The following is a 24,732-nucleotide window of genomic DNA, read 5'->3' on the forward strand; positions in this document are numbered from 1 at the left end:
GGGTCGCTGCGCTCAGGCCGCGCGCACTTCGGTCACTTCGGGCACGTAGTGCTTGAGCAGGCTTTCGATCCCGTGCTTGAGCGTGGCGGTGGACGAAGGGCAGCCCGAACAGGCGCCCTGCATCTTGAGGTAGACCACGCCTTCGCGGAAACCCTTATAGATGATGTCACCACCATCGTTGGCGACGGCCGGACGCACGCGGGTTTCGATCAGGTCCTTGATCTGGTCCACGATATCGGCGTCGGCCGGATCGTCGCCCAGGTCCTCGTCCTCGCCGGGCACTGCGATCTCGGCCGCGCTGCCGCCGGCAAAGAGCGGCGCCTGCGACACGAAGTGATCGAGCAGGATCGCCAGCACCTGCGGCTTGGCATCGGACCACTGCGCGCCCGGGGCGATCGTCACCGCCACGAATTCCTGGCCGAACAGCACTTCGGTCACGTCACCCAGGGAAAACAGGGCCTGCGCCAGGGGCGAGGCCTCGGCCTCTTCGGGCGAGGTGAACGAGCGCGTGCCGCTGGCCATCACCCGTTCTCCCGGGAGGAACTTGAGCGTGGCCGGATTCGGCGTGGTTTCGGTTTCGATGAACATGGTCTGCATTTAGGGCGGGGGGGGCATGGGTCAAGGGGCGAGAGGGGTCAGAGGGCCCCTGGAACCGCGATTGGCGCGCTATTTCGCTGGAATGGGCCCGGCTGGCTGCTATGAACCGCGCCATGATCACTGCCTTCTCGCGCCGCGCGCGCTTCGCCACGCTCGTTTCCGCTGCCTTGCTCGCCCTGCCGGCGCTTGCCGTCCCGGCCCTGGCAGTGCCTGCCAAGGCCCCGGCCAAGGCCGCTGCCCGCCCGGCCGCCGCAGCGGCGCTGTCCACCGCGATCCTGCCCGTGCCGCTGATGCCGGTGGTGCCCGCCGGCCAGCGCCGGTGCAGCGCCAAGACCGCCTCGGGCCTGGGCACCGTCACGCTCAAGCCTTCGGCCGAAGCGGCGCATCCGGCCAAGGGCGATTACGTGCTGGTCAACTATATCGGCTATCTTGCTGCCGACGGCCGCGTGTTCGACCAGAACACCGCCGCCGCCTTTCCCGTGGAAGGCGTGATCCCCGGCTTTTCCGAAGGCCTGCAACTGATGGCCAAGGGCAGCACCTGGCGCTTCTGCGTGCCGGCCGCGATCGGCTATGGCGCGCAAGGGGCGGGCGATACCATCCCGGCCAACGCCGATCTCGTGTTCCAGGTCGAACTGGTCGATTACAAGACCGCCGCCGAAGTGGAAAAGATGCGCGCCGCCGCCGCTGCTGCGCAAGGTGGCACCGGCCCGGCCGGCGCTGAACAGCCCGCGGCCCCCGCCACCCCGGCGGCTCCTGCTCCCGCTGCCACGCCCAAGCCATAACGGCGTAAAATAGCGATACGATCTCGCTGAAGGGCCAGTCTATTCACTGGCCCTTCACAAACCCCCTCCCTATAGATGGCGGATGCGATCGAACACCTGGCGCTCGCGGCGCTTCGCTTTTCTCGTTCTTTCCCTGCTCGCCACCACGGCGCCGGCCGGCTTTCCCGCCCAGGCCCAGGCGCGTGCCGCCCCGATGGCGACGGCGGTGGACAACACCGCGCAGAACTGGCTCTACGTCGGCAGCGACGTGCCGCAGGACAAGGAATGGATCTTTGGCCGGCTGCCCAATGGCCTGCGCTATGCGGTGCGCCACAACGGGGTGCCGCCCGATCAGGTTTCGGTGCGCGTGCTGGTCGATGCCGGATCGTTCTATGAAACCGATGCGCAGCAGGGCTTTGCCCACCTGATCGAGCATCTCACGTTCCGCGATTCCAAGTATCTCAAGTCTGGCGAAGCGATCCCCACCTGGCAGCGCCTGGGCGCCACGTTCGGCAGTGACACCAACGCCGAAACCAGCGGCACGCAAACCGTCTATAAGCTCGATCTGCCTGGTGCCACGCCGGCCAAGCTCGACGAAACGTTCATGCTGCTGTCGGGCATGATCGCCGCGCCGATCTTTACGCCGCAGGGGGTGAAGACCGAAGTGCCGATCGTGCTCGCGGAAATGCGCGAGCGCTCCGGTCCGCAAACCCGCGTTTCCGATGCCACCCGCGCGCTGTTCTTTGCCGGCCAGCCGGCCGCCACGCGTTCGCCCATCGGCACGGTCGAAACGCTCCAGGCCGCGACGCCCGAAAGCATCAAGGCGTTCCACGACAAGTGGTATCGGCCCGACAACACGATCATCGTGGTGGCCGGCGATGCCGATCCGCAGGCGATGATCGAGCAGATCAAGAAGTGGTTCGGCCCGTGGACGGGCAAGGGGCCCAAGCCCGCGCCGGTCGATTTCGGCAAGCCGGTGGCCCCCAAGGGCACCGATCCGGCCAATCCGGTGGACGGCGCCAAGGTCATCGTCGAACCCAGCGTTCCGTTGCAGTTCAACTATGCCATCGTGCGCCCGTGGAAGCGGCACGCCGATACCATCGCCTATAACCAGGGGCTGATGATCGACCGGCTGGCCATGGCGCTGATCAATCGCCGCCTGGCGGTGCGCGCGCGGGCCGGCGGCAGCTATCTCTCGGCTTCGATCGACCAGCAGAACTATGCGCGCTCTGCCGATACCACGCTGGTTTCGGTCACCCCGCTGGGCGACGATTGGAAGGCCGCCGTGGCCGATGTGCGCGCGGTGATCGCCGATGCGCTCGCTTCGCCACCCTCGCAGGCCGACATCGATCGCGAAGTGGCCGAATTCAACTTGTCGTTCAAGGTGCCGGTGGAAACCCAGCGGACCCAGGCCGGCTCTGACCTGGCGGACGACATCACCCAGGCGGTGGACATCCGCGAGACGGTGGCCAACCCCGATACCGTCTACACCATCTTCCAGAAGTCGATCCCCCTGTTCACGCCCCAGGCCGCGCTGGAACACACCCGCGCGCTGTTCAGGGGCACCGCGATCCGCGGCATGCTCACCACCCCGCGCGATACCGGCGCCACCGATGCCGACGTGCGCGCGGCGCTGACCGCCAAGCCGGTGGTGGCCAGCAGCATCCGCCTGCCGACCGACAAGCTGACTTTTGCCCAACTGCCCGCGATCGGTGCGCCGGGCACCGTGGCCCAGGCCGAGCAGACCGGCGTTCTGGGCATCGAGCGGCTTACCCTGTCGAACGGGGTCAAGGCGCTGCTGTGGGCCAACGATGCCGAACCGGGGCGGATCATCATCCGCATCCGTTTTGGCGGCGGCCTGGCCGCGATTGCCCCCAAGGACGCAGTCTATGCCCCGCTGGGGGATATGGCGCTGATGGAAACCGGCTTTGGCCAGGTCGATCGCAATGCGATGGACGAACTGGCCACGGGCCGCAAGTTCAACCTCAATTTCAAGCTCGACGATACCGCGTTCGAGTTTTCGGCCGATACGCGCCCGTCCGACCTGAAGGACCAGCTCTATCTGTTCGCGGCCAAGTTGGCGCAGCCGCGGTGGGACGCAAACCCGATCATGCGGGCGGTGGCCGCGGCTAAGCTGCAATATGCCGCCAGCGGCTCGTCGCCCCAGGCGGTGTTGCAGCGGGACATGGGCTGGCTGCTCAAGGACAAGGATCCGCGCTACAAGATCCCCGATCCGGCCGCGCTCGATACCGTCACCGCCGACGATTTCCGCCGCGTGTGGCAACCCCTGTTGGCGCAAGGCCCGATCGAGGTGGACATGTTCGGCGATTTCACGCGCGAACAGGCGCTCGACGCGCTCAACGCCACGTTCGGCGCGCTGCCCCCGCGCGTGGCCGCCACGCCGCCGCCGCTCGATCCGCATCTGCCCGCCCACAACGAAACGCCCGTTGTCCTCACCCACAGCGGTGATCCCAACACGGCGGCGGCCATGGTGGCGTGGCCCACGGGCGGCGGGCGCACGGGGGTCCACGAATCGCGCCAGCTCGAAATCCTGGCGCAGATCGTCAACAATCGCCTGTTCGATGAAATGCGCGAGAAGATCGGCGCGTCCTATGCGCCGCAAGTGGAATCGGTGTGGCCGATGGACTTGCCTTCGGGCGGATACCTGGGGGCCACGGTGCAGTTGCGGCCGCAGGATCTTACGGCCTTCTTCGCCTCGGCCGACAAGATCGCATCCGACCTTGTCGCCTATCCGCCATCGCCGGACGAGATCGCGCGCGTGACCGAACCGCTCAAGCAGTTGATCACCCGTGCCAGCACGGGCAACAGCTTCTACATGTCGCTGCTGGGCGGCGGCGCGCAGGAACCGGGCAAGTTCGACGATATCCGCTCGATCCTGGTCGATTACAGCAAGACCACGCCCGAAGCGATGCAGGCGCTGGCCGCCCGCTATCTCCAGCACGACCGCTCGTGGCGTGTCGAAGTGGTTCCCCAACCCAAGAACTGACAACGGATCCTCCCTCCGCATCGCGGGGGGAGGTGGCGGCCACAGGCCGTCGGAGGGGGGCACGCGCAACGGCGCGGCCGCAGGCCGCCGTGAGGGGGATTTGCTTCCACCCACGCAACAAAATGTCGATCACAGTGTCCGCAAGGCTTCCTTTGCAATCCGGCGTGGCAGCGCCTATGTCCGCGCGTCTTGAAAGGAAAGAGGACAGTGGCACAGAACTGGAATGCAAAGAGCTGGCGGGATCAAGAGGCGCGGCATCTGCCCGTCTATCCCGATGCGGAGAAGCTGAACGCGGTGGAAAGCACCCTGACAAGCTTTCCGCCGCTGGTCTTTGCCGGCGAAGCACGCGCGCTCAAGGCCGATCTGGCCCAGGTGGCGGCGGGCAAGGGTTTCCTGCTCCAGGGCGGGGACTGCGCCGAAAGTTTTGCCGAGTTTCATCCCAACAACATCCGCGACACGTTCCGGGTGCTGTTGCAGATGGCCGTCGTCCTCACCTTTGCCAGCAAGCAGCCGGTGGTGAAGGTTGGCCGCATGGCCGGCCAGTTCGCCAAGCCGCGCTCTTCGCCGGTGGAACGCCAGGGCGATGTGGAACTGCCGAGCTATCTGGGCGACAACATCAACGGCATCGATTTCACGCCCGAGCAGCGGATTCCCGATCCCGACCGGATGCTGCGCGCCTATAGCCAGGCGGCCGCCACGCTCAACCTGCTGCGCGCCTTTGCCGGCGGCGGCTATGCCAACTTGCGCCAGGTCCACGGCTGGACGCTCGATCATATCGCCAAGAGCCCCTGGGCCACCAAGTTTGGCGAAATGGCCGACAAGATCGGCGAAGCGCTGGACTTCATGGAAGCCTGCGGGGTCAACCCGTCGAGCGTGCCGCAGTTGCAGGGCACGAACTTCTACACCAGCCACGAAGCGCTGTTGCTGCCGTATGAAGAGGCGATGACGCGGCAGGATTCGCTGACGGGTGACTGGTACGACACCAGCGCGCACATGCTGTGGATCGGCGATCGCACCCGCTTCGAAGGATCGGCGCATGTCGAATTCCTGCGCGGCGTGGGCAATCCCATCGGCATGAAGTGCGGCCCGAGCCTCACCCCGGATGCGCTGCTGCGCATGCTCGACACGCTCAACCCCGCGCGCGAAGCCGGGCGCATCACCCTGATCAGCCGCTATGGCCACGACAAGGTGGAAGCCGGCCTGCCCGCGCTGGTGCGCGCGGTGAAGCGCGAAGGGCACCCGGTGGTGTGGAGCTGCGACCCGATGCACGGCAACGTGATCAAGGCCGACAACGGCTACAAGACCCGTCCCTTCGACCGCATCCTGGGCGAAGTGAAGGGCTTCTTTGCCGTGCACCGCGCCGAAGGCACCCATGCCGGCGGCATCCACATCGAAATGACCGGTCGCGACGTGACCGAATGCACCGGCGGCGCCGTGGCGATTACCCAGGAAGGCCTGGCCGACCGTTACCACACCCACTGCGACCCGCGCCTCAACGCCGCGCAGTCGATCGAACTGGCGTTCCTCCTGGCTGAAATGCTCAACCTGGAACACGCCGAAAAGAAAGCCGAAGCGGCGTAAGCTGCCCCTGAAAGCCCCCTCCTCTTCGCAAGGAGGGGGTTGGGGGTGTTGGAAGCGTGGCGCCACGCTTCCAACAAGCAGGACCCCGGATCAAGTCCGGGGTGACGAGCAAAAAACACATGTATTCCATCGTCACCCCGGACTTGATCCGGGGTCCCGCTTTTCTTCTGAATCGGCCGCAACTCGCGTTGACGACGCTCGCGTATCTACGTGACGATGCACCATGGATCGCGAAATCTACGGCGGTTGGGTCTACATGATGGCAGACCGCTATCGCGGCACTCTGTACATTGGCGTGACAGCGGATCTCGCCCGCCGGGTCATGCAGTATCGCGGTGGCGCCGGCTCTGATTTCTGCGCACGCCATGGCTTGCATCGCTTGGTCTGGGCGGAGCGAGGCGAGCCGATCGACGCGTGCATTGCGCACGAAAAGCGGTTGAAGCGCTGGCGTCGGGAATGGAAGTTTGCGTTGGTGGAAAAGGCCAATCCTGATTGGGAGGACCTGTTTCCGCTGCTGGTGTGACAAGCTTCCAAAACAGCGGGACCCCGGGTCAAGCCCGGGGTGACGTTGGTAGAGAAAAGACCGAAGATTTCTCGTCACCCCGGACCTGATCCGGGGTCCCGCTTCCTGATGAAAACGCTGCGCCAGCGACTTTTCCGGGGACATCGCCACACCGCCACTTCCCCCCGGCCGCCCCATCGCGCACAACGCGGGCATGAGCCAGCCCAACGCCCAAAAGCCCATGGACCCGCTTGCCCAGCGCGCGCTGTTTGCCCGTGCGGTGGACTTGTTGGGCGGGATCAAGGCGGCCGGGCAGGCGATCGGTGAGAGCGAGCTGGGCATGGCCGCGCTGCTGTCGGGCGCCGAACCATTGCAGCCGCGCGTGCTGGAGCGGGCGAGCAAGGCGCTGATCGCCCATGCCGATGCCTGCCGTGCGATGGAGCGGCGCATTTCCCCCGCCTTTACCGCGAATCTCACCAACGCCCAGATCGGCAAACCCTGACGGCCCGCAACCAAGCGGCAACATTCGTCGGCTGCGGTTTGTCGTTCGTCGAACGGCGCAGGAACGATTGCTTGACACCGCCATCCGCGCGGGTTCGATGCGCGCCAATCTGGTTTCGCCTGAAAAGGAATTGCCCCTTGCGCCGCACTCTGTCGCTCGCTGCCGCCGCCGTTTCGCTGCTTGCCTTGCAACCCACGCTGGCCCTGGCCAAGGCCGAGGTGAAGGCCGATGCCAAGGCAGACGCAGCCCGCAGCGATGATCCCGACGGCGTGCCCGATCCCGATACCGCCACCACCACGCGCTTCTTCCAGCCGCGCAAGGTGCAGTCGGCCGGCACGGTGACGGTGGGCGGCCAGCGGATCGACTATACCGCCGAAGCCGGCACCGTGGTGGTGCACCAAGGCGATTGGGACGATGCCGATTGGCGCGAAAAGGCTGCGGCCGGCAAGGGCAAGGACGAGGCCAAGGACGCCCCGGCCGAAGCCTCGATGTTCTACACCGCCTATTTCAAGAAGGGCGCGCCTTCGGCCGATCGGCCGATTACCTTCCTGTTCAACGGCGGCCCCGGTTCGGCCACGGTGTGGCTGCACATGGGCGCGTTCGGCCCGCGCCGGGTGATCACGGCGAATGACAGCCACACCCCGCCCGCGCCTTATAACCTGGTGGACAACGCCTACAGCCTGCTCGACGCGTCGGACCTCGTGTTCATCGACGCGCCGGGCGCGGGCTGGTCGCGCATTGCCGGCAAGGACAAGGAAAAGGCGTTCTGGGGCGTGGACCAGGACGTCCATGCCTTCCGCGAATTCATCAAGGCGTTCCTGTCGGACCATGGCCGCTGGAATTCGCCCAAGTTCCTGCTGGGCGAAAGCTATGGCACGCCGCGTGCCTCGGCCCTGGTTAACGCGCTGCAATCGGACGATTCGGTCGATTTCAACGGCGTCGTGCTGCTTTCGGCGATCCTGAACTTCGATCTGTCGGCCGATGGCCCGCAGAACAACCCCGGCGTGGACAACGCCTATGTCGTCAGCCTGCCGACGGTGGCCGCCACGGCGTGGTATCACAACCGCCTGGCCGGCACGCGCCCGGCGGAACTCGAACCGTTCCTGCGCGAAGTGGAACACTTTGCCACCACCGACTATGCCATGGCCCTGATGCAGGGCAGCACGCTGCCCGATGCCCAGCGCCAGGACATGGCCAAGCGCCTGGCCGGCTACACCGGCATTTCGGCGGATTACTGGCTGCGCTCAAACCTGCGCCTCAATGTGGGGCAGGTGATGCAGCATATGCAGGAAGAGCAGGGGCTCACGACCGGCCGGCTCGACACGCGCTTTTCGGGCCCCACGCTCGATCCCACCGCCAAGGAAGCCGGCTACGACCCGCAAAGCGCGGCAATCAGCTCGGCCTATATCTCGGCCTTCAACGCCTATGCGCGCGACAGCCTGCATTACACGACGCAGCAAACCTACAAGCCCTTTGCCGGCAACGAGGAATGGGACATGACCCATCGCCTGCCCGATGGCAGCCGTTCGGAAAGCGGCCCGCTCAACGTGATGCCCGATCTTGCCAATGCGATGAAGCAGAACCCGGGGCTCAAGGTGCTGCTGGCCGGTGGCTATTACGATCTTGCCACGCCCTATTTCGAAGGGTTGTTCGAGGCGCGTCACCTGCCGATGGCGCCGTCGCTGCAGGCCAACATCAGCTATGCCTATTACCCTTCGGGCCACATGGTCTATGCCAACGAAGCCTCGCTCAAGGGCTTCCACGATGCGACAGCCGCTTTCATCGCCCGCAACAGCGGCAAGCACTGATCGCAATCAATAGAACGCGGTCACGTTGAACGAGCCATAGGTGGTGGATTGCCCCGGTTGTGCATTGGGCGCGGTCTGCATGAAGCCACCTTTGGCCAAGTATACGCCGTCGAATTCCAGGCGCAGCCGCTTGGGCACGGCCCAATAGCGCAGGCGCGTGTCGAACTGGTGGCCGGCAAAGGTGCCGCTGGTGCCGGCCGCGTTCTTGACGCCCGAACTGCCGAACGCGTCACGCGCATTGGCCAGCCACATCGGGTGCCAGGTCAGCAGATAGTCGAACCGCTTGGACGGGGTGCCTTCCAGCCGCAGCCCCGGCGCCACGATGTTGGCGCGATAGGGCACGTTATATAGCCCGCCTGGCGAAAAATCGTTGCGCCGCGTGGCATAGAGCGGATCGTACCGGGTGATCGTGCCGCCCGGCGTATCGCCGGTGGCATAGTCCAGCTCTGCGGTGAGGTGGGTCTTGGCGTGATCGGCAAAGGTATAGCCCAGGCGGACGTGCAGGTTGGCCGCGCTGACCGGGAGCAGCGGGGCATTGGCGGCGGTGACGGTGGCTTCCTCGCCCCACTGGTAATTGCCCTCCAACTCGTAATCGAGGTGGGACGACGCCGGGTCTGCCGCCAGGCGCAGGCTTGCGGTGTTGAGCGAACGGTCGCGCGTGGGGGTGTCCGGGCGATCGCGCTCGCCCAGGTGCAAGAGGCCCGCTTCCACCAGCGTGACCGGCGCGCCCTTGGGTGAAATCACCTTGCCCACGAAACCGCCCCACAATTGCAGGTCGAAGCCTTCGTGGTCCCAGGCGAAATGCTGCGATTCCATGCCACGCCGGTCGAGCGGCAGGCGCTGGTCGGGCAGGGTATAGACCAGCGACGCGCGCCAGCCGCTGGGCCAGGACGCTTCGGCGTGCAGGCCGGTATAGCTGTTGATGGTGTTGCGATAATCGTCAGCGGCGATCAGCCGGCGCGATCCGATGTTGAGCGTTTCGCGCCCCAGCTTCACGTTCAGCTTGCTGCCCTTGCCCAGCGCATTGGGAAGGTCGAGCCCGACATAGCCCTGCACGAGTTCGAACGCGTTGACTTCGCCCGTGGTGATCGGCGTGCCGGGGTTTTCGTTGAACACGCGCGCGTCCCACACCTCGCCCACCACTTGCCAGGGGCCTTTGGTCCACACCGCCTTGAGCGTGGCACGGGTGTTGATGATCTGGTCGGTCAGGTTGGCATTGGGCCGCGCCTGGCCGTCGATCACTTCATAGCGCACGCGCACCTGGCCCGAGATGGCCAGGCCATCCTTGGGCCCGTTTTTCGCCTGGGCTTCGGCGCCATGGGCGGCGGGCACGGCAAGCGCCAGCGCCGGCAGTAGTGCGCAGGCATGACGGCGAATGGCAGGCATCGGTTTCCCCTGTGGCACATGCATGCCGCAGGGATAGGCCGCGCGCCGCCAATCCTGCGTGAAAGCGGGGTTAAGCGGAATTACGGCCCATCGAACAGCACCACCGCCCGCGCGCCATCGCCCTGGCGCATCGCGGCAAAGCCTTCGTTCACTTGGGAAAGCCCGATCCGCATGGTCAGCATCGTGTCGAGTTGCAGCAAGCCGTTCATGTAGAAATCGACCAGGCGCGGCAGGTCCACCGGGAAGCGGTTCATCCCCATCAGCGCGCCCTGCAGTTTCTTGCCCGAAAGCAGGTCCATTGCCGAAAGGCCAACCTGGTGATCGAGCGGCATCATGCCCAGGATCGTGGCCGTGCCGCCACGGCGCAACACGTTCACCGCCAGCGCGCCGGAGTCCGGGCGGCCCACCGCCTCGATCGCGTGGTCCACTCCGCCCCGGGTCAGTTCCACGATCGTGCCGGCCGCGCCATCGATAGTGGGATCGATCGTGTCGGTGGCGCCCATCTGCCTGGCCAGCGCCCGCTTTTCCGGCGAAGGATCGGCCGCAATGATGCGGCCCGCCCCGGCAATGCGCGCGGCATTCACCGCCGCCAGGCCCACGCCGCCGCACCCGATCACCGCCACGCTTTCGCCCGGCGTCAGCTTGCAGGCATTGAACACCGTGCCCGCCCCGGTCGTTACCGCGCAGCCCAGCAGGGCCGCCCGGTCGAGCGGCATGTCGGGCCTGATCGCCACGCAGGCGTTCTCGTGCACCAGCATCATTTCGGCCAGCGCCGAAAGGTTGAGCATCTGCTGCACCGGCGTGCCATCCGCGCGGGCCAGGCGCGGCGGCTCCCTGCGCGAACGCCGCGTGCCGCTGCCCAGGCACAGCGCCATGCGGCCCGAAACGCAGAATTCGCAGGTTCCGCAAAAGGCAGAAAGGCACGTGACCACCGCATCGCCCTTTTTCAGCCGCTGCACATGGCTGCCCACCGCTTCCACGATACCCGCCGCCTCGTGACCTGGCACGGCGGGCAGGGCGTGGGGATAGGCGCCGTCGATGAAATGCAGGTCGGAATGGCACAAGCCGCAGGCGACCGTGCGGATCAGCACTTCGTGCGGGCCCGGCTGGTCGATCACCAGGTCCTCGATCGCCAGCGGCTGGCCCTGTTCCACGATCACGGCGGCTTTCATTGCAGGTGCCCTCTCATCATCGCCCGGTAAAGCGGATCATCCAGAAATCCGGCCGCGTACCGATGCGCAGCGGGAACGACCCTGATCCCACGCCGCCGCTAACCAGCACGATGCGATTGCGCCAGCGGACCAGTCCGCAGCGGAAGCGCGGGTTGTAATAGGTGGTGCCGGTGATGGGATTGCGGCCGCCGGTCCAGCCGGGCAGACGCACCTGCCCGCAATGGGTGTGCCCGGCCAGGATCACCGGCACATCGGGCGCCAGCAGGCGCAGCAGGCTGGGCGCATGCTCCATCACCACCAGCGGGCGGCCCGTGGCATGGGCCTGGGTCATCAGGATCGGCAGCCGCGCGCGCTTGGGCAGGGCATCGTCCACCCCGATCAGCGTGATCGGGCCCAGCGCAGCCAGTTGGTCCACCAGCACTGTCACCCCGGCGCGGGTCAGCGCGGCCTGCACGGCAGCAGGGTCGGTGATGCGATCGTGGTTGCCCAGCACTGCAAACACCCCGAGCGGGGCATGCAGCCGCGCGAGCGGGGCAGCCAGCAGATCGACGCGCATGGCCGGATCGCCGGGATATTCGCCGTTCACGAAATCGCCGGCCAGCAGGATGGCATCGGGCCGCCGCGCCATGATCTGGTCCACCACCCGGTCCAGCCGGGCGGCAGTCATGCCGTGATTGCCCACGTGGATATCGGACACCAGCGCGACGTTGAGCGATCGGCCGCGCAGCGCCGGATCATCGAACGTGATCGTGGTTTCGCGCACTTGCGGGTCCCACGTCGGCACCCACAGGCCCCAGGCCAGCACCGCCAGGGCAAAGCCCAGCACGATGCAAAAGCCATGGGCCAGCCCAAGCGACCCCGCCTGGACCACGATCCGCCAGGGAGCGGGCAGGGGCGTGCCCAGCGCCATGGATTTAGTGCCGGGTCAGTTCGCGGACAAAGCCGATCAGCCCGGTCTGGCGCGCGCGCTTCAGGCGCTCGGCCGCCAGGATCTGGCTGATCTGGGCATAGCAGGCATCCACGTCGTCGTTCACCACGACATAGTCATAGCCGTCCCAGTGGCTGATTTCGGCCTGGGCGCGGGCCATGCGCGCGGCGATCACTTCGGCGCTGTCGGTGCCGCGCCCGGTCAGGCGGCGGCGCAGTTCCTCGATGCTGGGCGGCAGGATGAACACGCGCACCACATCGGCTTCAGCCTTTTGGTACAATTGCTGCGTGCCCTGCCAGTCGATATCGAACAGGGTGTCGAAGCCCTCTTTCAATCGCGCGCGGATGTGGGCCTTGGGCGTGCCATAGCAATGGCCGAACACTTCGGCCCATTCATAGAATTCACTGGCTTCCACCATGCGGTCGAACGTGGCGCGGTCGACGAAGTGATAGTCCTTGCCATCCACTTCGCCCGGCCGGATCGGCCGGGTGGTGGCCGAAACCGATGCTTCGATCTGCGAATCATGGGCCAGCAGCCGCTTGGCGATCGTGGTCTTGCCGGCGCCAGAGGGCGACGACAGGATCAGCATAAGCCCGCGGCGATGCAGGGCATCGGCGGAATGAACGGGCTGGGTTGGGTGGGTTGCGCTTTCGGCCATGGTCGCAGATGGACCATGGCCGCCCCGCCGGTCAAGCCGGGGCATGTTGCGATTGCGAAGATTTTCGGCGGATCAGCGGGTGACGGGGGGTGGTCCAGCGGCCGCCTTGGCGGCCTTGCGCGCGCGCCGGGCCTTGCGCCGGTCATAAAGCGCCTTGGCGACCAGGCCGCCGCCCACCACGATCGCGCCCGGAACCGAGCGGGTGGCAACGCGGGCAATCGCCGTTCCGACCAGGCTGCCCGCCAGCGAAGGCGCCTTGATCAGGCCGCCGGGGCTGCGCACCGGCAGGGCCCGGCCCAGCACGCGGCCAGCCAGGCCCCGGCCCGCAACGCCGCGCGCCAAAAGTGCGCTTCCCGCGCTCAGCGCAATGTCGGTAAGGATAAGCGTGGTCAGCGGGCTGGTGGCGGGCGGTTCGCCCTTGGCCGGCGCGGCCTGTGCCTCAGCCGGCGTTTCGGCGGCGTTGGTGCTGCCATCCTTGGTGTCTTGCCCGGTCTTGGAAACCATCTGCGGATGCCCCGTTGGCTTGATGGCCTGCGGCAAACGAAGACCGGGCTGATGGCCGGATCGGGGCTTGCGGCAGGCAGTTACTTCTTGCGGCCGAAATCGACCGTGACAACGTTCGATCCGTCATCGCTGCGTTCAACGGCGGGCTTGTCGGAAGTTTCCCCGTCGATGACCGAAGAATCGTTTTCCGCGTCTTCGTGCGTTTCGTCGTCCAGATCGTCGGCCGCCTGGAACTGCAGGCCAAAGTCCACCGCCGGATCGACGAAGGCGGTGATCGCGCGGAACGGGATGATCAGGGTGGAGGGCACCTGGTTGAAGCTGAGCCCCACCGAAAAGCCTTCTTCCTCAACCTTCAGGTCCCAGAACTTGTTCTGGAGCACGATGGTCATCTCGTCGGGGAAGCGTTCCTTGAGCCGGTTGGGAATCGAAACCCCCGGCGCCCCGGTGCGGAAAGTGATGTAGAAGTGGTGTTGGCCGGGCAGCATCCCGCCGGATGCCTCCACCTGGCCCAGGACACGGCCTACCACGGCGCGCAGGGCCTCCTGCACGATTTCGTCATAGGGGATCAGGCTGTCGGGCGTTTCGCTCATATCCAGCACAACTGGCGCTGGCACGGGCGCGGGTCAAGAGGGAGAGATTGATTCTCGCCCCTTGGCGCGTATAGGCATGGCCCATGCGCACCGGATCGATCACCCGCACCACCGCCGAAACCGATATCAAGGTCAGCGTCAACCTGGATGGCTCCGGGGTTTATGACGTGAACACCGGGATCGGCTTCCTCGATCACATGATCGAGCAGCTTTCGCGCCACGGGCTGATCGACATCACCTTGCACGTGAAGGGTGACCTTCACGTTGACGAGCACCACACCGTGGAAGACAGCGCCATCGCGCTGGGCCAGGCGATCGCCCAGGCGCTGGGCGACAAGAAGGGCATCACCCGCTACGGGTCCACCTACGCCCCGATGGACGAGGCGCTAGCCCGCGTGGCGCTGGATATTTCCGGCCGCCCGATCCTGGTGTGGAAGGCGCGCTTTTCCCAGCCGCGCCTGGGCACGATGGACACCGAGATGTTCGAGCACTGGTTCCACTCGCTGGCCCAGGCCGCCGGAATCACGCTGCACATCGAATGCCTCTACGGCACCAACAACCACCACATCATCGAAGGCATCTACAAGGCCTTTGCCCGTGCCCTGGCGCAAGCGATCACGATCGATCCGCGCAAGGCCGATGCCGTGCCCTCGACCAAGGGCATCCTCGGTGGCTGAGGTGCTGGCCCTGATCGACTACGGCGCGGGCAACCTGCGCTCGGTGGCCAATGCCCTGAAAGTGGCGGGCGCCGAGCATGTCACGCTCACCGCCGATCCCGATGTGGTGCGCCGCGCCGATCGCATCGTGTTGCCCGGCGTGGGCGCCTATCGCGCCTGTGCGGGCGCGCTGCGTGGCGTGACAGGCATGATCGATGCGCTGGAAGAGCGCGTGCTGGTCGATGCCGTGCCGTTCCTGGGCATTTGCGTGGGCATGCAACTGCTTGCCTCGCGCGGGGTGGAATATGGCGTGACCGAGGGGCTGGACTGGATCGCGGGCGAAGTGCGCCTGATCGAACGCACCGACCCGGCGATCAAGGTGCCGCACATGGGCTGGAACGATGTTTCGCCCACGCTCCATGGCGATGGCGCCGCCCTGATCGAAGGGGGCGAGGCCTATTTCCTGCATTCCTACCACTTTGCCGCCGACAACGGCGCCGATGTGGCGGCGATGACCGATCATGGCGGCGGGCTGGTGGCGGCCGTTGCGCGCGACAACATCCTGGGCGTGCAGTTCCACCCTGAAAAGAGCCAGGGCTATGGCCTGCGGCTGCTCTCGCGCTTCCTCGACTGGAAGCCCTGAAGAAAGGGCAGGCCGCGGAACCACCCGCTGCCCCCGCGCTTTCCCTTTCCTGATACCCGCAGGAAAGGACAAATCATGGCAACAGGTTATGCCGCAACGGCGGCCAAGCCGGGGCACACCGCGCAAACGCCCCTTGCCGGGCGGCGCATCGCCATTACCGGCGGCACCACTGGCATCGGCCGGGCGACAGCACTGCTCCTGGCGGGCGAAGGTGCGCAGATTTTCACCTGCGGCCGCGATCCCGAACACCTGAACGATTGCCTGGTGGCCGTGCGCGAGGCGGGCGGCACGATTGATGGGCTGGCGCTCGACCTGGCACACGAAGGGGCGGTCGATCGCTTTTTCGGTGCGGCCGAGCAGGCCATGGGCGGGCTCGACGTGGCCGTGATCAACGCGGCCGTCCCTGCGTCCGGCTTGACCGAGATGGACGAGGCCGGCCTGCGCTATGCGATCGCTGCCGATTTCACCGCCTATCTCGTTTCGGCCTGGCGCGCCGCCGCCGCGCTTTCGGGCAAGGGCGGCGATATCGTGCTGGTTGGTTCGATGAGCGCGCATGTGCTGGGTGGGCATTCCACCGTCTATGCCGGGATGAAGGCCGGGATTGCGGGTTTTTCCGAGGCGCTGCGCCGCGAAATGGGCGGCAAGGGCGTGCGCGTCGGGTTGGTGGAGCCGGGCCTTGTCGGCACCGATTTCCAGTATCCCGACATTCCCGCCGACAAGCAGCGCGACATGATCGCCGCTGAAAAGATGCTGCGCGCCGAGGATATCGCCGTTGGCATCCATTATTTCCTCACCCAGCCCAGCCGCACCGTGGTGCAGCAGCTGGTCATCGTTCCCAGGGTCAACGAAGAATGAAATTTCCCCACGATCGTCTCGTCATCACGCCCCACGTGATCGACCTTTCGCGCTCGCCGCTGGCCGGGCATTTCGATGCGGAAACCTATGTGCTGGGCGCGTTCAACCCAGGCATGACCGTGCTGCCCAATGGCAATGTGCTGCTGATGGTGCGCGTGGCCGAGGCGCTGCGCGAACCGGTGCGCGACGGCAAGGTCCACGCGATCCGCTGGGATGGCGACGGGCGCACCGTTGGCGGGCAGGCCTTTGGGCGTTACGTGCTCGATGCCTGGCCGCTGGAACTGGCCGACACGCGCGATCCGCGCAAGTTCGTGGTGCCGGGCGGTGGTTGGAAAGTCATGGCGCTCACCTCGCTGTCCTGGTTGCTGCCGGTGGAAATGACGCCCGATGCGATGGACATCGTGGCGGTGCATTACGACAAGGCGATCGCGCCCGAAGGGCCCTGGCAGTGCTATGGCCTGGAAGATGCACGCATTTCGCGCGTGGCAGACGGGCAATACCTGATGACCACCTGCTCGGTCAGCCCCGAACGCCATTCCACCACGCTCTATTCCTCTGACAATGGGCTGGACTGGACGTTCGAAGGCCTGGTGCTCGATCACCAGAACAAGGACATGTTGATCTTCGAAGGCCTGATCGATGGGCAATACTGGGCGCAGACGCGGCCCTTGGGTGACTTGTGGTTTGCCTATCCGCCCGGCAGCCCGTGGCGTGCGGGCCCGTCGATCAACCTGGCCACGTCGCCCGATGGCCGCCACTGGAAGCCGCACCTTTCGCCCCATATCCGCCCCCGCACCGATCGCCCGGCCAGCGCACGCATGGGCGGCGGCGCGCCACCGATCCTGACCGAGGTGGCCGGCCAGCGCGGCTGGCTTTCGCTGTGGCACGGGGTGGAGCCCAAGGAGATCGTGGGGATCTATCGCACGTTCTGGACGCTGCTCGACGAAGCTGATCCCACCCGGATCCTGGCGCAGGGCGAGGGGCCCCTGCTTGAACCCGACGCCGAACTGACGCACCCCCTCGAAGACTTGCTCTACTTGCGCGACGTGGTGTTCACCACCGGCGTGATCGACCAGGGCGATCGCTTCATTGTCGCCTCGGGCGAGGCAGACCTGGCCTGCCGCGTGACCCACGTGCCCAAGGATGCGTTTGGGTAAGTGGGTGAAGGGGCTTCGACAGGCTCAGCCCGAACGAGATGCAAGCATGAATTTCCCAGCCCGTTCGCCCTGAGCTTGTCGAAGGGCATCATGCGCTACGGTTGCCGGATGAGGCGCTAGCAGGGCACGCGCAAAACCCATTGGACATGCCCGCGCGCGATGCTAGGCGCGCGGGCATGATCGTGTTTCCCGCCATCGACCTCAAGGGAGGTCAGGTCGTCCGCCTTGCTGAAGGCGATATGGATCGTGCCACCGTCTATGGTGACGATCCCGCCCACCAGGCCACGCTGTTTGCCCAGGCCGGCTCGCAATACCTGCATGTCGTCGATCTCGACGGCGCCTTTGCCGGCGAAGCGCGCAACCGTGGCGCGGTGGAGGGCATTCTCAAGGCGTTCCCCGGCCATGTCCAACTGGGTGGCGGCATCCGCAATCCCGTGGCGGTGGATGGCTGGTTCGATCTGGGCGTCTCGCGCGTGGTGATCGGCACCGCCGCGCTGAAAGATCCGCAGTTCGTCAAGGACATGGCCAAGGCCTATCCCGGCGGCATCGTCGTGGCGGTTGACGCGCGCGATGGCATGGTGGCCACGGCCGGCTGGGCCGATGTGTCCGACGTGTCGATCGTGGAGATGGCCCGCCGGTTCGAGGATGCGGGCGTTGCCTCGCTGCTGTTCACCGACGTGGGTCGCGACGGGCTGCTCAAGGGCTGCAATATCGAGGCGACGGTCGACCTGGCGCGCGCCACGCGCCTGCCGGTGATCGCCAGCGGCGGGGTGAAGGGCATTGATGACATCGCCATGCTCAAGGTGCATGAAGCCGATGGCATCGAAGGCGTGATCACCGGCCGCGCGCTTTACGATGGGCGGCTCGACCTTGCCGCCGCGATCCAGATCGCCGAGGGCTGAAAGGCCGAAACCGCTGAAAGGCAAAGCCATGACCGTTCGCGTCCGTGTCATTCCCTGTCTCGACGTGGCCGAGGGCCGCGTGGTCAAGGGCGTCAATTTCGTGGACTTGCGCGATGCCGGCGATCCGGTGGAGCAGGCCCGCGCCTATGACGCGGCGGGCGCGGACGAGCTGTGCTTCCTCGACATTTCCGCCACGCACGAAGGGCGCGGCACGCTGCTCGATGTGGTGGCGCGCACGGCCGAGGTCTGCTTCATGCCGCTGACCGTGGGTGGCGGCGTGCGCGCGGTGGACGATGCCCGTGCGCTGCTGCTGGCCGGGGCGGACAAGGTTGCCGTCAACAGCGCGGCGGTCGCCCGCCCAGAACTGGTGCGTGATATTGCCGAGAAATTCGGCGCGCAATGCGTGGTGGGCTCGGTCGATGCGCGGCGCGTGGGGCCGGGCAAGTGGGAAATCTTCACCCACGGCGGCCGCAAGGGCACCGGGATCGACGCGCTGGTTCATGCAGAGCGCCTGGCCAAGCTGGGGGCGGGCGAATTGCTCGTCACGTCGATGGATGGCGATGGCACCAAGGCGGGCTATGACCTGGAACTGACCCGCGCGATTGCCGATGCGGTGCCCGTGCCGGTGATCGCCAGCGGCGGGGTGGGCAACCTGGACCATCTGGTGGATGGGGTCACCAAGGGCCATGCCAGCGCCGTGCTGGCAGCGTCCATCTTTCACTTCGGCACCCATTCCATTGCCGAAGCCCATGCCGCCCTGCGCGCCGCCGGATTGCCCGCGCGGGGTTGACCCTCGCGCCGCGCCGTTCCATGCCGCAGCCCATGGACCAGAGCACGCTTGCCCGCCTTGAAGCGACCATTGCCGCGCGCCGCAGCGCCGATCCCGATGCCAGCTATGTCGCGCGGCTCCATGCCAAGGGGCTCGGCAAGATCGCGCAGAAAGTGGGCGAGGAAGGCGTGGAAACCGTGATCGCCGCGCTTTCGGGCAGCGAGAGCGAACTGGTGGGCGAAGCGGCCGACCTTTTGTTCCACCTCATGGTATTGCTGGGCGCGCGCGACGTGCCCTTTGCCCAGGTCCTGGCCGAACTGGACCGGCGCGAGGGCCTTTCGGGCCTGGCGGAAAAGGCCGCGCGCCCACGCGATTGAGCCGGAATTCACCAGTCTGAACAATCCACATATCTGAAAACCCAACGGTTTCAGCGTTCTGCGGAGAGCCATTCCATGCCGATCGATGCCACGCTGCCCTATGACGATCAGAACGTCTTTGCAAAGATCCTGCGCGGGGAGATCCCTTCGAAGAAGGTCTACGAAGACGAATTTGCCCTGGCATTCCATGACATTGCGCCCCAGGCGCCGGTCCATGTGCTGGTCATCCCCAAGGGGCCATACGTGGCGTGGGACGATTTTGCGGCCCATGCCCCCGCTGACCTCATCGCCGGCTTCGTGCGCGCGGTGGGCAAAGTGGCGCGCGATCTCGGGCTGGTGGAGCCGGGCTATCGCGTGCTCGCCAACCTGGGCGGCCATGGTGGTCAGGAAGTGCCGCACCTGCACGTCCACCTGTTCGGCGGGGCGCCGCTTGGCCCGATGCTGGCGCGTTAATCCTTTCGCAGCGCAGCAGAATAGGTTAACACAACCTTGTCATTCCGTCGCAAGGCAGCCACGCTTCGTCCATGAACGGCCCGGATTTCCCTGCTGGCTGCCTTGATGGCAAGACGCATCGCTTTGCGGTGCGGGTTTATTATGAAGACACCGATCTATCCGGCGTTGTCTATCATGCCAATTACTTGCGCTGGTTCGAACGCGCCCGATCGGATTTGTTGCGGCTGATTGGTATCGATCAGCGCGCGGCCCATGAAGCCGGTGAGGGCGCCTTTGCCGTGGCCGACATGGCGCTGCGCTATGCCAGCCCCGCGCGCCTGGATGACGGCGTCGTGATCGAATCGCGGCTCGCCGCACTGCAAGGTGCGAGCGCTACCCTGCTTCAGCAGGCGTTCAGGCAAACCACCCTTCTTTGCACCGCGCGCGTTCGCGTTGCTCTCGTCACGCCGGGAGGGCGGCCGCGCCGTCTACCGCCCGCCTGGCACCACGCATTTGCCGCCCTGATTGTTTCCGAACAGGACCTTGAGAAAGCCCGCCCATGACATTGGCCCTTCTTGCCGCCGCCGCAAGCGTGACTGCCGGCGCACCCACCCGGCTCAACCCGGTTGCCCTGTTCCTTCATGCCGATATCGTGGTGCAGATCGTGATGGGCGCGCTGGTTCTGGCCAGCGTGTGGGTGTGGATGATCATCGTATCGTTCAGCCTGCGGATGGCCGGCGCCCAGCGCCGTTCCAACCGCTATGAGCAGGGCTTCTGGGAAGCGCGCGACATCGACGCCTATCACAAGGACAACGGCAAGGGCGACGTGCCCGCCGCCCGCGTGGTGAGCGCCGCCCTGGGCGAATGGCGCCGCTCCACCGCCGGCAAGAACGTGGACCGCGAAGGCACGCGCCAGCGCCTGTCCGTGGCGATGGACAGCGCCGTCGCGGCCGAGACGGACCGCCTTTCGGGTCGGCTCAATTTCCTCGCCACGGTGGGTTCGGTCGCGCCGTTCGTGGGCCTGTTCGGCACGGTCTGGGGCATCATGGACAGCTTCTTCAATATCGGTGCGCAGGCCAATTCCTCGCTCGCCGTGGTGGCGCCGGGGATTTCCGAAGCGCTGTTCGCCACGGCGATCGGCCTGGTCGCGGCGATACCCTCGGTCATCGCCTACAACCGCTTCAGCAACGCGGTGAACCGCTTCGAGGCGCGCCTGTTCCGTTTTGCCGACCGTTTCCACGCCACCTTGAGCCGCGAGCTGGAGCAATAAGCCATGGCCATGAACCTGGGCCAGGGTAGCAGCGGTGGCGGGCGCAGGCGCCGGTCGCGCGGCGCGCCCATGGCGGAAATCAACGTGACGCCGCTGGTGGACGTGATGCTGGTGCTGCTCATCATCTTCATGGTGACCGCGCCGATGCTGACGGCGGGCGTGCCGATCGACCTTCCCGACAGCAAGGCCGAAGCGCTGCAGGAAAAGAAGAACGAGATTACGCTGAGCATGGATGGCCAGGGCCGGCTGTTCCTGGATGACCAGGAACTGGCGCCGGGCGAACTGGCCGACCGGCTGGCCGCGGTGCGCAAGCCCGATGGCAAGGCCCCGCTGGTGACGCTGCGCGCGGACAAGGCGCTCGATTATGGCCGCGTCATGGCGGTGATGGGCGAATTGAACGCCGCTGGGTTCAAGCAGATCTCGCTGGTCAGCAATGGCACGGCGGGCGGTGGGGAAAGCGCCGCCGCGCCCGCAGCGGAAAGCCAGCCCTGATCCCCATGGCCACGCGCGATCCCCTTGATACGCCTCCATCCGGTTTCCGCCGCGAAGAAGCCGTGGCGCTGGGCATTGCGGCCGCTGCCCATGTTGCGCTGATTGCCGCGCTCACGCTGTCGCCGCCGGGCAAGAGCATCAAGCCGCCGCCCGAGCGCATGGTGGTGACGATTGCCGACCAGGTGGCCGATACCGCCACCTCGCCCGATCCCAACGCCCAGGCCGCGCCCGACGTGGCACCGGATCTGGGCGAGCAGCAGGCCGCCGCCGAACCCGAACCCGCGCCGCCAGCGCCGGTGGAAAAGCCGCAGCCCGCGCCGCCGCAACCGGCGCCGCCCAGGCCCGCCCCACCCAAGCCTGCGCCGCCACAGCCGGCCCCCCGGCCCCAGCCAGCGCCGCGACCGATGCCCCGGCCCGAGCCGCGGCCGCAGCCGGCCCCGCCCAGGCCCGCGCCCGCCAAACCCGCGCCGCCCAAGCCGGCCCCGCCCCGGCCTGCGCCGCCCCGGCCCGCGCCCGCCAAGCCGACACCGCCCGCGCCGCGCCAGGCGGAGCATGCCCCCGGCCGCGCCAGCCCGGCGCCCACCCCGCCGCGCAAGGCGCCGCAAGGGGGGAACCGCATCGGCAGCGATTTCCTGGCCGGCGTGCCCAGCAACAGCAATCCGGGCACCTCGCGCAACCCTCCGGCGCAAACTGCCGGGCCGGATGTGCGGGCCTCGCTCGGCATGGCGCTGTCACGCCAGATCAAGCCGCACTGGGTGGGGCCATCGGGCGTGGATGTGGACAAGCTGGTGACGGTGGTGGCATGGAACCTCAATCCCGACGGTTCGTTGGCCGCAAAACCGGTGGTGGTTTCGCAAAGCGGGATCACCGATGCCAATCGCGCCCAGGCCCGCCGCCATGCCGAACTGGCCATCCGCGCCGTGGAACTGGCCGCTCCGTTTGACTTGCCGCCGCAATACTACAACAGCTGGAAGCGCGTTTCCGCGTTTCGCTTTGACTGGAAACTGTCGCAATGAAGCGTAAGCCCCCCGCACGCCTTGCCCCCGCTCTGATTGGCTTGGTCGCCCTGACACTGGGCGCCGCGCCGGCGTTGGCTCAACAACAGCCTTTGCCGGCTTCCAACGCGCCCCAGGCCGCACCGACCACGGCCGCCCCGGACGATGGCGGGCTGACCGGCTCTGTCACGGGCGAGGGCGCCTGGCAGGACCTGGGCGTGGCGATCCCCGCGTTTCCCACCGACAATCCTGTGCCGACGGCCGCCGAAGGGGGCAACACAGCGGCGCTGGGCAAGAGCCTGGCGCGGGTGGTCTATAACGATCTCAAGAACAACGGCCTGTTCAAGCCGACCGGGCCAGATGCGCTGCCGGGCGTGGCCTATCCCCAGGTTTCGGCGCCTGATTTCGGCGGGTGGCGCGCGCGTTCGGCCGAAATGCTGGTGCAGGGCTTTGTCCGCGCCGCGCCCGACGGGCGGCTGACGGTCGGTTGCTATCTCTATGACGTGGCGCTGGGCAGCGAACTGGCGCGCCAGGGCTATGTGGTGCAGCCGGCGGACTGGCGCCGCGCGGCGCACAAGTGCGCCGACATGGTCTATTCGCGTCTTTCCGGCGAAAGCCCGTTCTTTGACAGCAAGATTGCCTATATCGCCGAAACCGGCCCCAAGGACCATCGGCGCAAGCAGCTGGCGATCATGGATTCCGATGGCGCCAACCACCGCTTCATCACCAATGGCCAGGCCACCGCGCTGACCCCGCGCTATTCGCCCGATTACCAGCAGATCGCCTACCTTTCCTATCTCAACGGCAATCCGCGCATCTATGTCTATGACATCGGTACGGGCACGCAGCATCTCGTGCTGCAAAGCCGCAACCCCACGTTTGCGCCGCGCTGGTCTCCCGATGGCAAGAGCCTGCTGTTTTCCATGGCGATCGGCGGCAACACCGATATCTATCGCATTCCCGCCACGGGCGGCACGCCGGTGCGGCTGACCAACACGCCGGGCATCAACGTGGGCGGATCCTATAGCCCCGATGGCAAGCGCATCGTGTTCGAAAGCGATCGTTCGGGCAGCCAGCAGGTCTATGTGATGAACGCCGATGGCACCGACCAGAAGCGCATCAGCTTCTTTGGCGGGCGCGCGGCCACCCCGGAATGGAGCCCGCGCGGCGACCAGGTGGCGTTCACCTGCATCTGTGGCAACTTGCGCGTGGCGGTGATGAACCCCAGCGGTGGCGACATGCGTTTCCTGACCAACAGCTGGCAGGATGAAGCACCGACCTGGTCGCCCAACGGCCGTATCATCCAGTTTTTCCGTACCGAAAAGAACACGGGCCGCACGTCCATCTGGCAAGTAGACCTGACGGGTCGCAACGAACGCAAGCTCAATACCCCGGTCGATGCATCGGACCCTGCCTGGGGCCCGGTGCTGCCGTGATGGCGCCGGCCGGATTTACTTGGGGGCGATGAGCCCTTCGCAATTCATTTGCCGATTCGCCTTGTGCAATGCAACATCCTGAAACACGCCTGAGGAGACACCCCATGAATCGCAAGCTTCTTGTCGTGACCATGCTTGCTGGCAGCCTCTCGCTGGCGGCCTGCTCGTCCAATTCGGCCAAGAACCGCTCGGCCGCCGAACTGCCGCCGCAGCCCAGCGCCGGCACGACCACGACCACGCCGCCTCCTGCCGGGCCCAGCGGCCCGACCGCCGGCAGCCAGGCCGATTTCGTCGCCTCGGTGCAGTCCGACACGATCCACTTCGATCTCGATCGCTACAATGTCGATGCGCAGAGCCAGGCGATCCTGCAAAGCCAGGCGCAGTGGCTGGCGCGCTATCCCGGCAAGCTGGTGACGATCGAGGGCCACTGCGACGAACGCGGCACGCGCGATTACAATATCGCGCTGGGCGAGCGCCGCGCCAATGCGGCCAAGGCCTACCTTGTCAGCCTGGGCATCGACGCCAGCCGCATCACCACGGTGAGCTATGGCAAGGAACGCCCGATCGCACTGGGTTCGGACGAAGCCAGCTATGCCCAGAACCGCCGCGCGGTGACCGTGACGGTCCAGTAAAAGCGGGGGCAGTAAGGACAGCTTGCGCCGGGGCGCACCCGGCGGTTAAGAGCGAATCCGTTTGAGAGGGGGCGCTTTGTGCGGCATCGCCGCGCGGGGCGCCCCGTCTGCTTGAGGAGC

General features: G+C 66.5%; 27 protein-coding genes. 20 read left to right on the forward strand and 7 right to left on the reverse strand.

Annotated features, from left to right (window positions below; translation table 11 throughout):
• Window positions 1-12: 12 nt before the first annotated feature.
• Window positions 13-588: a NifU family protein gene (locus FHT19_RS02600; RefSeq protein ID WP_169473816.1), complete on the reverse strand. Its 576-nt coding sequence runs from the start codon at window positions 586-588 to the stop codon at window positions 13-15.
• Between the two features lie 122 nt (window positions 589-710).
• On the opposite strand from FHT19_RS02600, the gene FHT19_RS02605 reads away from it, so the two are divergent.
• The 6 genes from FHT19_RS02605 (at window position 711) to FHT19_RS02630 (ending at window position 8,758) form a co-directional block, all read left to right on the forward strand.
• A complete protein-coding gene (locus FHT19_RS02605; protein ID WP_169473818.1) occupies window positions 711-1,379 on the forward strand; it encodes an FKBP-type peptidyl-prolyl cis-trans isomerase in 669 nt (222 codons plus the stop codon).
• An 82-nt stretch (window positions 1,380-1,461) separates the two neighbouring features.
• Entirely contained in the window at window positions 1,462-4,365 is a 2,904-nt protein-coding gene (locus tag FHT19_RS02610; protein ID WP_169473820.1) for a M16 family metallopeptidase, read from the forward strand.
• 207 nt (window positions 4,366-4,572) lie between these two features.
• On the forward strand, window positions 4,573-5,946 hold the full coding sequence (locus FHT19_RS02615) for a 3-deoxy-7-phosphoheptulonate synthase class II (protein ID WP_168554244.1): 1,374 nt from the start codon (window positions 4,573-4,575) through the stop codon (window positions 5,944-5,946).
• A gap of 223 nt (window positions 5,947-6,169) precedes the next feature.
• A complete protein-coding gene (locus FHT19_RS02620) occupies window positions 6,170-6,469 on the forward strand; it encodes a GIY-YIG nuclease family protein (protein WP_169473822.1) in 300 nt (99 codons plus the stop codon).
• 193 nt (window positions 6,470-6,662) lie between these two features.
• The gene (locus FHT19_RS02625; protein ID WP_168553768.1) at window positions 6,663-6,950 is read left to right on the forward strand and encodes a hypothetical protein; all 288 of its coding nucleotides are present in this window, start codon (window positions 6,663-6,665) and stop codon (window positions 6,948-6,950) included.
• Between the two features lie 137 nt (window positions 6,951-7,087).
• Window positions 7,088-8,758 carry a peptidase S10 gene (locus FHT19_RS02630; RefSeq protein WP_168554245.1) on the forward strand — a complete coding sequence of 557 codons (1,671 nt, stop codon included), beginning with the start codon at window positions 7,088-7,090 and terminating at the stop codon, window positions 8,756-8,758.
• Window positions 8,759-8,764: 6 nt separating this feature from the next.
• On the opposite strand, the gene FHT19_RS02635 is transcribed toward FHT19_RS02630, so the two are convergent.
• The 6 genes from FHT19_RS02635 to FHT19_RS02660 all read right to left on the reverse strand — a co-directional run bounded on the left by FHT19_RS02635 (window position 8,765) and on the right by FHT19_RS02660 (window position 13,996).
• Window positions 8,765-10,144 (reverse strand): alginate export family protein, encoded by a 1,380-nt coding sequence (locus FHT19_RS02635; RefSeq protein WP_211184787.1) that lies wholly within the window; start codon window positions 10,142-10,144, stop codon window positions 8,765-8,767.
• Window positions 10,145-10,224: 80 nt separating this feature from the next.
• Window positions 10,225-11,316 carry a Zn-dependent alcohol dehydrogenase gene (locus tag FHT19_RS02640; RefSeq protein WP_169473824.1) on the reverse strand — a complete coding sequence of 364 codons (1,092 nt, stop codon included), beginning with the start codon at window positions 11,314-11,316 and terminating at the stop codon, window positions 10,225-10,227.
• Between the two features lie 16 nt (window positions 11,317-11,332).
• On the reverse strand, window positions 11,333-12,226 hold the full coding sequence (locus FHT19_RS02645) for a metallophosphoesterase (protein WP_169473826.1): 894 nt from the start codon (window positions 12,224-12,226) through the stop codon (window positions 11,333-11,335).
• Window positions 12,227-12,230: 4 nt separating this feature from the next.
• Window positions 12,231-12,902 (reverse strand): guanylate kinase, encoded by a 672-nt coding sequence (gmk, locus tag FHT19_RS02650; protein ID WP_168554249.1) that lies wholly within the window; start codon window positions 12,900-12,902, stop codon window positions 12,231-12,233.
• 72 nt (window positions 12,903-12,974) lie between these two features.
• On the reverse strand, window positions 12,975-13,406 hold the full coding sequence (locus FHT19_RS02655) for a hypothetical protein (RefSeq protein ID WP_169473828.1): 432 nt from the start codon (window positions 13,404-13,406) through the stop codon (window positions 12,975-12,977).
• A gap of 80 nt (window positions 13,407-13,486) precedes the next feature.
• Window positions 13,487-13,996 carry a ClpXP protease specificity-enhancing factor SspB gene (locus tag FHT19_RS02660; RefSeq protein ID WP_168555424.1) on the reverse strand — a complete coding sequence of 170 codons (510 nt, stop codon included), beginning with the start codon at window positions 13,994-13,996 and terminating at the stop codon, window positions 13,487-13,489.
• 83 nt (window positions 13,997-14,079) lie between these two features.
• Here FHT19_RS02660 and hisB point away from each other — a divergent pair, with 83 nt between their 5' ends.
• The 14 genes from hisB to pal all read left to right on the forward strand — a co-directional run bounded on the left by hisB (window position 14,080) and on the right by pal (window position 24,612).
• On the forward strand, window positions 14,080-14,673 hold the full coding sequence (gene hisB, locus FHT19_RS02665; RefSeq protein WP_169473829.1) for an imidazoleglycerol-phosphate dehydratase HisB: 594 nt from the start codon (window positions 14,080-14,082) through the stop codon (window positions 14,671-14,673).
• Window positions 14,666-15,295 (forward strand): imidazole glycerol phosphate synthase subunit HisH, encoded by a 630-nt coding sequence (gene hisH, locus FHT19_RS02670; protein WP_179504276.1) that lies wholly within the window; start codon window positions 14,666-14,668, stop codon window positions 15,293-15,295. Before hisB ends, hisH begins: the two co-directional genes overlap by 8 nt.
• 75 nt (window positions 15,296-15,370) lie before the next feature.
• On the forward strand, window positions 15,371-16,150 hold the full coding sequence (locus tag FHT19_RS02675) for an SDR family oxidoreductase (RefSeq protein WP_168554253.1): 780 nt from the start codon (window positions 15,371-15,373) through the stop codon (window positions 16,148-16,150).
• Window positions 16,147-17,307 carry a glycosidase gene (locus FHT19_RS02680; protein ID WP_169473834.1) on the forward strand — a complete coding sequence of 387 codons (1,161 nt, stop codon included), beginning with the start codon at window positions 16,147-16,149 and terminating at the stop codon, window positions 17,305-17,307. Before FHT19_RS02675 ends, FHT19_RS02680 begins: the two co-directional genes overlap by 4 nt.
• A 176-nt stretch (window positions 17,308-17,483) precedes the next feature.
• The gene (hisA, locus tag FHT19_RS02685; protein ID WP_168554255.1) at window positions 17,484-18,209 is read left to right on the forward strand and encodes a 1-(5-phosphoribosyl)-5-[(5-phosphoribosylamino)methylideneamino]imidazole-4-carboxamide isomerase; all 726 of its coding nucleotides are present in this window, start codon (window positions 17,484-17,486) and stop codon (window positions 18,207-18,209) included.
• 28 nt (window positions 18,210-18,237) lie between these two features.
• Window positions 18,238-18,999, forward strand: a complete 762-nt coding sequence (gene hisF / locus FHT19_RS02690) for an imidazole glycerol phosphate synthase subunit HisF (protein ID WP_168554256.1) — start codon at window positions 18,238-18,240, stop codon at window positions 18,997-18,999.
• A gap of 20 nt (window positions 19,000-19,019) precedes the next feature.
• Window positions 19,020-19,355, forward strand: a complete 336-nt coding sequence (locus FHT19_RS02695; RefSeq protein WP_110764273.1) for a phosphoribosyl-ATP diphosphatase — start codon at window positions 19,020-19,022, stop codon at window positions 19,353-19,355.
• A gap of 75 nt (window positions 19,356-19,430) precedes the next feature.
• Complete coding sequence (locus FHT19_RS02700) at window positions 19,431-19,808, forward strand: histidine triad nucleotide-binding protein (RefSeq protein ID WP_169473836.1); 378 nt, start codon at window positions 19,431-19,433, stop codon at window positions 19,806-19,808.
• Window positions 19,809-19,879: 71 nt separating this feature from the next.
• Window positions 19,880-20,350, forward strand: coding sequence for a YbgC/FadM family acyl-CoA thioesterase (locus tag FHT19_RS02705; RefSeq protein WP_169473838.1), 471 nt, complete (start codon window positions 19,880-19,882; stop codon window positions 20,348-20,350).
• Window positions 20,347-21,057 carry a protein TolQ gene (gene tolQ / locus FHT19_RS02710; protein ID WP_168554260.1) on the forward strand — a complete coding sequence of 237 codons (711 nt, stop codon included), beginning with the start codon at window positions 20,347-20,349 and terminating at the stop codon, window positions 21,055-21,057. Before FHT19_RS02705 ends, tolQ begins: the two co-directional genes overlap by 4 nt.
• A 3-nt stretch (window positions 21,058-21,060) precedes the next feature.
• Entirely contained in the window at window positions 21,061-21,549 is a 489-nt protein-coding gene (tolR, locus tag FHT19_RS02715; protein ID WP_168554261.1) for a protein TolR, read from the forward strand.
• A gap of 5 nt (window positions 21,550-21,554) precedes the next feature.
• Window positions 21,555-22,565: a hypothetical protein gene (locus FHT19_RS02720; protein WP_169473840.1), complete on the forward strand. Its 1,011-nt coding sequence runs from the start codon at window positions 21,555-21,557 to the stop codon at window positions 22,563-22,565.
• On the forward strand, window positions 22,562-23,980 hold the full coding sequence (tolB, locus tag FHT19_RS02725) for a Tol-Pal system beta propeller repeat protein TolB (RefSeq protein WP_168554263.1): 1,419 nt from the start codon (window positions 22,562-22,564) through the stop codon (window positions 23,978-23,980). Before FHT19_RS02720 ends, tolB begins: the two co-directional genes overlap by 4 nt.
• A 104-nt stretch (window positions 23,981-24,084) precedes the next feature.
• Window positions 24,085-24,612 (forward strand): peptidoglycan-associated lipoprotein Pal, encoded by a 528-nt coding sequence (gene pal / locus FHT19_RS02730; protein ID WP_168554264.1) that lies wholly within the window; start codon window positions 24,085-24,087, stop codon window positions 24,610-24,612.
• Window positions 24,613-24,732 lie beyond the last annotated feature (120 nt).

The sequence above is a fragment of the Novosphingobium sp. SG919 genome (assembly GCF_012932495.1).
In the GTDB taxonomy this organism is placed as follows: domain Bacteria; phylum Pseudomonadota; class Alphaproteobacteria; order Sphingomonadales; family Sphingomonadaceae; genus Novosphingobium; species Novosphingobium rhizosphaerae.